This is a genomic window from Proteiniphilum acetatigenes DSM 18083, from assembly GCF_000380985.1.
In the GTDB taxonomy this organism is placed as follows: domain Bacteria; phylum Bacteroidota; class Bacteroidia; order Bacteroidales; family Dysgonomonadaceae; genus Proteiniphilum; species Proteiniphilum acetatigenes.
In genome coordinates this window covers 1-9,192 of the sequence record NZ_KB905719.1, presented here as the reverse complement: position 1 = coordinate 9,192, position 9,192 = coordinate 1, and the positions used below count along the sequence as shown (strand labels likewise).

Here is a 9,192-nt window from a genome sequence, read left to right as displayed (position 1 = left end):
CGAGAGGCATAATCAGGCATCAACTATATTGTCCTCACAGATACCGGTATCAGCCTGGTATGATCTGATTGGGGAGCAAACAATAGCAGATGCTGTCCTGGACAGGATAGTAAACTCATCACACAGAATAATACTTAAAGGTGAGTCACTTAGGAAAGGAAAAATAAGTACAACTGAATAAAATTATTAACTTTGCCAATGATCTTTCAAATAGGTAAAAAACTATGAATTATAGTGGCACGGTTTGACCGAAAAGAGTGGCACTATCAGACCGAAATACACACTTTTCTTTGATATTTGCCCTATTTGTGCGAAGTTAAACAAACGACAATAACTTTGAGATAGTGGAAGAAAACTTAAATAAGGAGTCTCCTTATTTAAGTTTTTTATTCAAAAACTTAAATAACGGCGATGTCATCTAAAGGTTTTTATTACTTTTGCAGAGTAAGGGTAAAAAGTCTATGTTATGAGTAAAACATTCTTATCCGGTAACTATATTAGCCAGGGATACTATAAAGCATTTATTCCCAGCGAGGTTAATAGGATATGGGAGATAGATGATATGCATGTGCTTCGGTTGCTCAGTCAGGCCGACAGACACCTGGGGCGCTTGGATATGTATTCCGAATATGTGAACATCGATTTGTATATATCCATGCATATTGCAAAAGAAGCAACACAGTCTTCAAGGATAGAGGGTACGCAGACGCATGTTGAAGAAGCATTTCTTGACAAAGAAGATATTTCGATTGAAAAAAGAGATGATTGGGAAGAAGTGCAGAACTATATTCATGCAATGAATGTAGCTGTCAATCAACTTCATCGTTTCCCTTTTTCAGGAAGATTAATCCGGGAAGCGCATAAAATACTTTTGTCCGGTGTAAGAGGAGCGCACAGAATGCCGGGGGAATTCAGAACAAGCCAAAACTGGATTGGCGGCGCTACATTGAATGATGCGGTTTTTGTTCCGCCTCCTGCGCAGGAAATCGGACGGCTGATGTCGGATATTGAAAAATTTGCAAATGATGACGAAAATCCCTTGCCAGATCTTTTAAAGGCTGCAATTATCCACTACCAGTTCGAAACAATACATCCGTTTTTAGATGGAAACGGCCGTGTCGGACGGCTCATGATAACACTTTATCTGGTTTCGAAAGGAATTTTAAAACAGCCTATCCTGTATCTCTCTGATTTTTTCGAGAAGAATAAATCATTGTATTATGATAATTTGATGCGGGTGAGAACACATAACGATATCAATCAGTGGTTCAAATTCTTTTTAACAGGCTTGATAGAGACGGCAAAGAACGGGATTTCCACTTTTGATGGCATCCTGCAAATTCAAAAATCGCTGGATTTAAGGCTAAAACCGTTCAGAGGAAGAGTTGTGGACGCACGGCTGATTATTGATGAGTTGTTCCGAAATCCCATAATCAATGCAGCGAAAGTGGAAAATATTGTCGGGAAATCGTCCGTTTCCGCCTACAAATTAATTGCAGATTTGGAAAAGGCTGGAATACTGAGAGAAATAACGGGTGCTCAAAGGGGACGTACTTATATTTTCCAGGATTATATAGAATTGTTCAAATAACGGAAAAGAAAAAGCCCCGTCGAATCCAGCTAATCTACTATGCTTATTGGGCGGTAACTTGACTTGTTTTCATTAAACGATTTTAAAGGGCATATAATAATCGATAAAAGAATTTTTTGAATGAAAAAACTTCTTTCACTGCCATATAACGCCACCAGGAATTATCACACTCTTCACCACAGGGGTGAAAAAGATTGGTTTTGCACTTCTGATCCGAAAGAGAAACGACTGGGTTCAGGAAGCGGTACAACCTGGCTATTGGAAGAATGTTTCCGGAATGAAAATCCGGGAACAGATTTCGGAACATGGCTTTCCAACGAAAAACGGATATTGATCCATGCGGGTGGACAGAGCAGGCGACTCCCTTCTTATGCAGTCACAGGCAAGACAGGGTTACCTATGCCGGTGTTTCGCTGGGCACGCGGACAACGGTTACGCCAGGACCTGATTTCTTTACAGCTTCCACTGTACGAACAGATCCTGCAACAGGCGCCGGATTCACTGCGGACATTTATTGCAAGCGGAGATGTATTGATCCGGACAGAACAACCTTTACGGGAGATCCCGGAGGCGGATGTAGTGTGTTACGGATTATGGGTCGATTCATCCCAGGCAACCCGTCACGGGGTATTTGCCGCCCGCAGGGATACGCCGGATGTGTTGGACAGGGTGATGCAGAAGCCTTCATTGCAAGAGTTGGAGGAATTATCCCGATCCCATTTGATGCTGATGGATATCGGCATGTGGTTGCTGAATGACAGGGCAGTGCAACTGCTTAGAGAACGGTCGTACGGAAAAGACGGCTCATTGGAATTCTATGACCTTTACAGTGACTTTGGTCTGGCATTAGGAACCCATCCGAAGAAAACAGACAGTGAGATCAATAAATTATCTGTAAAAATACTACCCTTACCGGGAGGTGAGTTCTATCACTACGGTACTACCCGAGAGATGATCACATCTACTCTTGCACTGCAGAATAAGGTATTCGACCAGCGGTTGATTATGCACCGTAAAATTAAACCAAACCCTGCTATCTTCACTCAGAACGCTATTATCGATTTTCAATTTAACGAGAAAAACCGGAATATCTGGATTGAGAATGCCTGGCTCGGTAACAAATGGACTGTCGAGGCGGATAGTGTAATCACAGGGATCCCGGAGAATGATTGGCAATTGGATGTGCCGGTAGGTGTATGTATTGATATAGTGCCGGTTGATGACCGGGCATTTGCCGTGCGTCCCTACGGGATGGATGATTGGTTCAGAGGAAAGGTGGATGAGCCGCAGACACGCTGGATGGGGAGACCTGTAATCGAATGGCTGCAGGAAAGGGGTTTGGACAGTACACTGTTGACGGGAGATGCAAAGGATATCCAGCATTGTAAATTGTTTCCATGTCTCGAACAGTTGGAAGAGGTGGAGACAGTACTGAAATGGATGATCGGTGACGGACTTACGGAAGAAGGCAAGAGGCTCTGGTTGGAGGCGGAACGGCTTTCGGCAGACGAACTGATGGAGAGAGCATCCATTGCCCGACTATACGCACAACGTGAGAATTTCCGGCGTAAGAATTACAAGATGCTGGAAAAAAACTACGAAAAGAGTGTATTTTATCAACTGGACCTGAGTGATGTTGCGGAAGAGTATCATCGTATGGAACTGGATCTGCCCGGATTATTGCTCCAGGAAGCTGATGAGATGCAGCATATTCATAACCGGATGTTCAGATCCCGGGTTTTAGCATTGCGTGGGGAAATAACAGAAGCAGACAAGGAAGAGAAAGAAGCTTTCTCCCTTTTGCGAAACGGAATGATTGAGGCATTATCCAACAGGAAACGCACACCGCGCCTTGCGGCATTCCCCGATCAGATTATATGGGGCAGAAGTCCGGTAAGGATCGATCTGGCCGGAGGATGGACAGACACTCCTCCTTTCTCGCTCTATTCAGGGGGGAACGTAGTGAACGTGGCAATAGAACTGAACGGTCAACCCCCTTTACAGGTGTATGTTAAACCATCTAAAGAATATCGGATTGTATTGCGTTCAATTGATATGGGTGCGACGGAGGTGGTGGAAACTTTTGATGAATTAAGGGCTTTTCACCAGTTGGGATCACCTTTTTCCATCCCGAAGGCGGCACTGGCATTGTGCGGCTTCCTGCCGGAGTTCTCAGCAGAGCGGTGGAATACGTTGACCGAGCAGTTGCAGGCGTTTGGTGCGGGTATTGAGTTGACGTTGCTGGCGGCCATACCGGCAGGCTCGGGACTGGGGACAAGCTCTATCCTGGCATCGACGGTACTGGGGGCACTAAATGATTTCTGTGGACTGCAATGGAATAAGCAGGATATAAGTACAAATACATTGATCCTGGAGCAATTGTTGACAAGCGGAGGCGGATGGCAGGATCAGTATGGAGGGATTTTTCATGGGGTAAAGCTGCTGGAGTCCGGACGGGGATTCGTGCAAACACCGCAAATCAGTTGGCTTCCCGATTTTTTGTTCACCGATCCGGCTTATAAGCCCTATCACCTGTTGTATTATACGGGAATTACCCGTATGGCAAAAAATATTCTGGGTGAGATTGTAAGGGGGATGTTCCTTAATTCCGCACAACACTTGTCGATACTTCATGAAATGAAAGTACACGCGATGGATATGACGAATTGTATCCAACGGGGAGACTTTGACCGGTACGGGCAGTTGATCAGGAAGACCTGGGAGCAGAAGAAGACGATTGACAGCGGGACGAATCCTCCGGAAGTGGAGAAAATTATTGATTTGGTAAAAGATTACACGCTCGGATATAAACTGCCGGGAGCTGGTGGAGGAGGATACCTTTATATGGTGGCAAAAGATGAAGAGGCGGTATTACGCATCAGAAAAGTATTGAATGAAAATCCGTTGAATGAGAAATCACGATTTGTCGATATGGAACTGTCACGCAAAGGATTTCAGGTCTCGAGGTCATAATTCTCAACATGTGAGAGCCAAGATTTATCTTGTCTTTGAAAGGAATGTAGAAATTTCTACAAGCAAAAAAACACTGAATTATTTGTGTAACGAGAATAAAATCATTACTTTTGCAGACTTTTTTACCGGATAACGGAGAAAAGGGATAATAATAATCACAAATTCAAAAAGAGCAAAATGCCAAAAATGAAGACTAATTCCGGTGCCAAAAAGAGGTTCGCCCTTACCGGAACAGGAAAAATCAAGCGGAAACATGCTTACAAAAGTCATATCTTGACGAAAAAGACCAAAAAGCAAAAGAGAAATCTGACGCAAACCGGTCTGGTTCACAAATCTGACGTAAATAGTATCAAGACACTGCTGGCGATGAAATAATTTGCACGCGTGAGTTTCCCAAAAAAAGATTTAGTAACAGGATGTATGCCACCAAGAGCTCTGCACGACAGGGACGCTATCATTCAAAACAAGTAACATTATGCCAAGATCAGTCAATCATGTTGCATCACGCAACCGCAGAAAAAAAATTCTGAAATTAACAAGAGGCTATATTGGTGCCCGCAAGAATGTGTGGACAGTAGCCAAAAACACATGGGAAAAAGGTCTTACCTATGCCTATCGTGACCGTAAAAACAAAAAACGTAATTTCCGCGCTTTGTGGATCCAACGTATCAACGCTGCCGCCCGTGAACACGGTATGTCTTATTCACGTTTGATGGGCGCGTTGCACAAAAATGAAATTGAAATCAACCGTAAGGTGCTTGCCGATTTGGCGATGAACCATCCCGAAGCATTCAAGGCTATCGTGGATAAAGTGAAATAGTAACACACTCTTCAACCGGGTTGATCCGGAATAGATAGGGGAGAATCTGAAGAGGTTCTCCTTTTTTTATTTTATCTTTGCTGTCCGGATAGGGTATAACCGGTTTGACAAAAGATAGATGCAAACGGTGAAATGTCTTTCAGGAACAAAAAACCGGAATAAAAATAAAATAATCATATGAAACTGTACAAAGGGATAGCAGTTGTATTATTAATGGCTGGTATATTTACCAGTTGCCACAATTCTGATAAAAGCACCCAGACCCAGGTTGCGATCACCTATTCAAATCCGTTACCGGTGGCTTTTGGTGATCCGTTTATCCTTTCTGCTTCGGATGGGAAATATTATATGTATGGCACGGGCGGTGTGGAGAAAGGATTCGGTGCCTATAGTTCCGACAACCTTGTCGATTGGCATTTCGAAGGACAGGTCTATTCGGGAGATCAACCCGATTCATGGACGGTAAAGAGCTATTGGGCGCCCGAAGTGTATGAAATCGACGGACATTACTATATGTTTTTCAGTGCCGACTGGAAGGAAAATCCGACCAATGAACTGGAAAACTTCCGTATTGGTGTGGCGGTGGCCAACCAACCTACAGGTCCGTTTACCGAGATATCCGACAAACCGTTGTTCGATCCGGGCTATCCCATCATCGATGCCAATATCCTGCAACATGACGGCAGAACTTATCTTTATTATTCCCGTTGTTGTTACAAGAATCCGGTGGAAAGCGAGGTCGCCGAATGGGCGCGTGTGCAAAATCTCTTTGATGAGATCGAGGAAAGTTGGGTGTATGGCGTGGAAATCTCCAATGATTTTACCACCGTTGTCGGCGAGCCGGTACTACTTCTGCAACCCCCTTCCACTATGGATGATCTGCAGACGGAGTGGGAGAGTCGTTCCGTGACTTCGGGAGAGGTGAACCGCCGTTGGACAGAAGGGTCGTTTGCCTTTGAGCATAACGGTAAGATCTATATGATGTATTCCGCCAATTTCTTCGGAGGGGAGAATTATGCGGTAGGATATGCTGTAGCTGATCATCCGTTAGGACCGTTTGCCAAGGCAGAAAACAATCCGGTGCTCGAAAAGAACATCGCAATCGGCGGTGAGGTAACCGGTACCGGACATAATATGGTGGTCTGGTCGAAAGATGGTGAGAAGATGTATTGCGTATATCATGGACGCACCAAAAGGACGGGTAGTGAAAGAGTTGTTTTCATCGATGAGATGAAAATCGATGAGAACGGAGTGCTTACCGTGGATGGTCCCTCCACGTCAGAAAAAGAATTGTAAAGCTATATGAGAACATATCCGTTAGAGGAAGAGGAACGTATTGAGAAAGTGATCCGGACGTGCAAGCTTTGCTACCTGGGGATGGCCGATGAAAACGGAAGGCCTTATGTGTTGCCCATGAATTTCGGGTATGAAAAGGGAGTAGTATATCTGCATTCCGCACAGGAGGGACGTTCCATCTCTATATTAGAGAAGAACCCGCAGGTCTGTATTACTTTCTGTACTGATCCCGGTTTAGTGTGGCAGGACGAAGAGGTGGCCTGTAGCTACCGTATGCGGGCAGAGAGTGTGATCTGTCATGGTAAGGTAATGTTTGAAGAAGATTTCGATGAAAAAGTGAAGGCGTTGAATATCATCATGCATCAGTATTCCGGCAGGGAATTCAGTTATTCTGCCCCTGCAGTCAGAAATGTAAAGATATGGAAAGTCGCACTGGATAAAGTTTCTGCCAAAGAGTTCGGGGTGCCGAGCAAAAATGCGGTCAGGTATAAGGATCAAACTCAGTTTTAAACGTTCAATTACATTAGTCGTTTTGAGTCGCCTTCGCTCCTCGATTTTCAATTCTGCGCTCGGCAAAAACAAAGCAAGTTTGACTCCGTCTTCTTCCTCCGCACCTTACCAAAATTCGAACAAGTTCCCTTTTGGTTTCGGTTTGTCGTCAGTTGTTTTTGCTCTCACTTAACGAAATAGTTCTGCGTTCGACATAGTCAAAACAAGTTTTGGCTATGTACTCGCTTATCGAAAACATTCAAACAAGTTTGACTTTGCTCTCGCTCAACCGTTATTTTAGCTTGACGAAAACGTTGTAGTAAAACTTTAGTCCATACGTGGTTGTTGAATAGATTATTAGAATAGACACAGTAGATAGAACAAAAATGAAGAAAAAAACAATACTTTTAGCAGCATTGATGGTGACGGTTTCCGTGCTGACTCCTGTCTCCGCAAGCGAACCGAAGGAAAAAGAAACCGCGAAACCGATAGAGTTGACAAAAGCGACTTTTCTGGAGAAGGTTTTCGATTATGAAGAGAATCCCGAAGCATGGAGTTATAAGGGTGATAAGCCGGCAATAGTCGATTTTTATGCCGACTGGTGCGGTCCCTGCCGAATCACATCCCCGATATTGGCTGAACTGGCGGCGGAGTATGGTGATGAAATCTATATCTATAAGATCAATGTCGACCGGGAGACTGAGTTGGCCGGACTGTTCGGGGCACGGAGCATTCCGATGTTCCTGTTTATTCCCATGGATGAAGATCCGCAAATAGGAATGGGAGCTCTTCCAAAGAAATCATTTAAAGAAGTGATTGATACTTTCCTGTTGAAAAAGGATAATCTTTGATAATGCGCTTTGCGCCATAAAATGATAGTATGCTTCGCACGAATATGCCTTCGGCGATAATGTGCTCCGCACGATAGGGGATAGGGGGATGATTACAAGTTTGCAGAATCCGGCAATAAAGAATATTGTAAAGTTATCGAAAAGTAAAGAGAGGAAGGAACAGCAGCTTTTCGTGATCGAAGGAGCACGGGAACTATCGCTGGCATTGCATGGCGGTTACCGGCCCGAAGCGGTGTATGTTTGCCGGGAGATGTTCGAAAAGACAAAATACCCCGACCTGCTCAGTTCCCTTTCCGAAGAGAGAGTATTCGATATATCATTGACGGTCTTCTCCAAGATTGCCTACCGCGAGAATTCCGACGGTATAGTGGCGCTGGCCAGGCCAAAGTCGCATGGGCTGCATGATCTGACCCTCTCCGGCAACCCTTTCCTTATACTCCTCGAATCTGTGGAGAAGCCGGGTAACCTGGGTGCCATCCTCCGTACCGCCGACGCTGCTGCAGTAGATGCCGTGGTCGTGTGCGATCCGCAGACCGACCTCTATAATCCCAATGTAGTGCGTTCGAGCGTCGGAGGACTTTTCACCGTACAGACGGCCATCTGCTCTTCCGAAGAGGCATTTGTATGGCTGCAGGCTAATAAGATCCGTTCATTTGCAGCGGAACTGCAAGCGGCCGAGTTCTACCAGAACATAGATTTTACACATCCTTCGGCCATCGTGATGGGCACTGAGGCAGAGGGGCTATCCGATTTCTGGCTCCATAATGCAACAAAGCGAATCAAAATTCCCATGCGTGGGAAAATCGATTCGCTTAATGTATCGGTATCCACTGCCGTACTTACTTTCGAAGCAATGCGGCAGCGAGGGCTTTAATCCACGAATGCGTGCCTGAATCCCCGGACTTTGTCCCAGTTGCCACGGGTGAAGTCGGGCACCTCCACCGGAGAGTTGTTGTTCTCTATCGAGATACGGCTCAACTCGGCCAGGCTGCACCATTCCGCCAGGTCATACACATCCATGTCCAACGGTAGTCCATTCCGAAGACAGTAGATCAACCGGTAATCCATGATAAAGTCCATTCCCCCATGGCCGCCCACTTCCTTCGCTTTCTCCTCCAACTCGCGGTGGATACGGTGCTTGTACTTGTCCATCAAGGCATCACGCACATCCT

The 9,192-nt window shown here is 45.1% G+C and carries 9 protein-coding genes and 1 pseudogene; 9 read left to right on the top strand and 1 reads right to left on the bottom strand.

What is annotated here, in order from left to right; all coding sequences use genetic code 11:
• The 9 genes from F597_RS22170 to F597_RS0119580 all read left to right on the top strand — a co-directional run.
• On the top strand, positions 1 to 181 hold a 181-nt coding region (locus tag F597_RS22170), incomplete at its 5' end, for an ATP-binding protein (RefSeq protein WP_169338000.1).
• A gap of 285 nt (positions 182 to 466) precedes the next feature.
• Complete coding sequence (locus tag F597_RS0119615; protein ID WP_019541453.1) at positions 467 to 1,591, top strand: Fic family protein; 1,125 nt, start codon at positions 467 to 469, stop codon at positions 1,589 to 1,591.
• A 120-nt stretch (positions 1,592 to 1,711) separates the two neighbouring features.
• On the top strand, positions 1,712 to 4,564 hold the full coding sequence (locus F597_RS0119610) for a bifunctional fucokinase/fucose-1-phosphate guanylyltransferase (protein WP_019541452.1): 2,853 nt from the start codon (positions 1,712 to 1,714) through the stop codon (positions 4,562 to 4,564).
• Between the two features lie 177 nt (positions 4,565 to 4,741).
• On the top strand, positions 4,742 to 4,939 hold the full coding sequence (rpmI, locus tag F597_RS0119605; protein WP_026327686.1) for a 50S ribosomal protein L35: 198 nt from the start codon (positions 4,742 to 4,744) through the stop codon (positions 4,937 to 4,939).
• Between the two features lie 100 nt (positions 4,940 to 5,039).
• On the top strand, positions 5,040 to 5,384 hold the full coding sequence (gene rplT, locus F597_RS0119600; protein WP_019541450.1) for a 50S ribosomal protein L20: 345 nt from the start codon (positions 5,040 to 5,042) through the stop codon (positions 5,382 to 5,384).
• A 177-nt stretch (positions 5,385 to 5,561) separates the two neighbouring features.
• On the top strand, positions 5,562 to 6,680 hold the full coding sequence (locus F597_RS0119595; protein ID WP_019541449.1) for a glycoside hydrolase family 43 protein: 1,119 nt from the start codon (positions 5,562 to 5,564) through the stop codon (positions 6,678 to 6,680).
• Between the two features lie 6 nt (positions 6,681 to 6,686).
• Positions 6,687 to 7,190 (top strand): pyridoxamine 5'-phosphate oxidase family protein, encoded by a 504-nt coding sequence (locus F597_RS0119590; RefSeq protein WP_019541448.1) that lies wholly within the window; start codon positions 6,687 to 6,689, stop codon positions 7,188 to 7,190.
• A 365-nt stretch (positions 7,191 to 7,555) separates the two neighbouring features.
• Complete coding sequence (locus F597_RS0119585) at positions 7,556 to 8,020, top strand: thioredoxin family protein (RefSeq protein ID WP_019541447.1); 465 nt, start codon at positions 7,556 to 7,558, stop codon at positions 8,018 to 8,020.
• An 88-nt stretch (positions 8,021 to 8,108) separates the two neighbouring features.
• Positions 8,109 to 8,894 carry a TrmH family RNA methyltransferase gene (locus F597_RS0119580; protein ID WP_019541446.1) on the top strand — a complete coding sequence of 262 codons (786 nt, stop codon included), beginning with the start codon at positions 8,109 to 8,111 and terminating at the stop codon, positions 8,892 to 8,894.
• On the opposite strand, the pseudogene F597_RS21350 reads toward F597_RS0119580, so the two are convergent.
• A pseudogene (locus tag F597_RS21350) lies at positions 8,891 to 9,192 on the bottom strand (glycosyl hydrolase); the annotation flags it as partial. The gene F597_RS0119580 and the pseudogene F597_RS21350 sit on opposite strands and share 4 nt — an antisense overlap.

Bases quoted from the DNA above. Each gene is read 5' to 3' on its own strand.
- F597_RS0119615 (WP_019541453.1), top strand. From the start codon at position 467: ATGAGTAAAACATTCTTATCCGGTAACTATATTAGCCAGGGATACTAT.
- F597_RS0119610 (WP_019541452.1), top strand. From the start codon at position 1,712: ATGAAAAAACTTCTTTCACTGCCATATAACGCCACCAGGAATTATCAC.
- rpmI (WP_026327686.1), top strand. From the start codon at position 4,742: ATGCCAAAAATGAAGACTAATTCCGGTGCCAAAAAGAGGTTCGCCCTT.
- rplT (WP_019541450.1), top strand. From the start codon at position 5,040: ATGCCAAGATCAGTCAATCATGTTGCATCACGCAACCGCAGAAAAAAA.
- F597_RS0119595 (WP_019541449.1), top strand. From the start codon at position 5,562: ATGAAACTGTACAAAGGGATAGCAGTTGTATTATTAATGGCTGGTATA.
- F597_RS0119590 (WP_019541448.1), top strand. From the start codon at position 6,687: ATGAGAACATATCCGTTAGAGGAAGAGGAACGTATTGAGAAAGTGATC.
- F597_RS0119585 (WP_019541447.1), top strand. From the start codon at position 7,556: ATGAAGAAAAAAACAATACTTTTAGCAGCATTGATGGTGACGGTTTCC.
- F597_RS0119580 (WP_019541446.1), top strand. From the start codon at position 8,109: ATGATTACAAGTTTGCAGAATCCGGCAATAAAGAATATTGTAAAGTTA.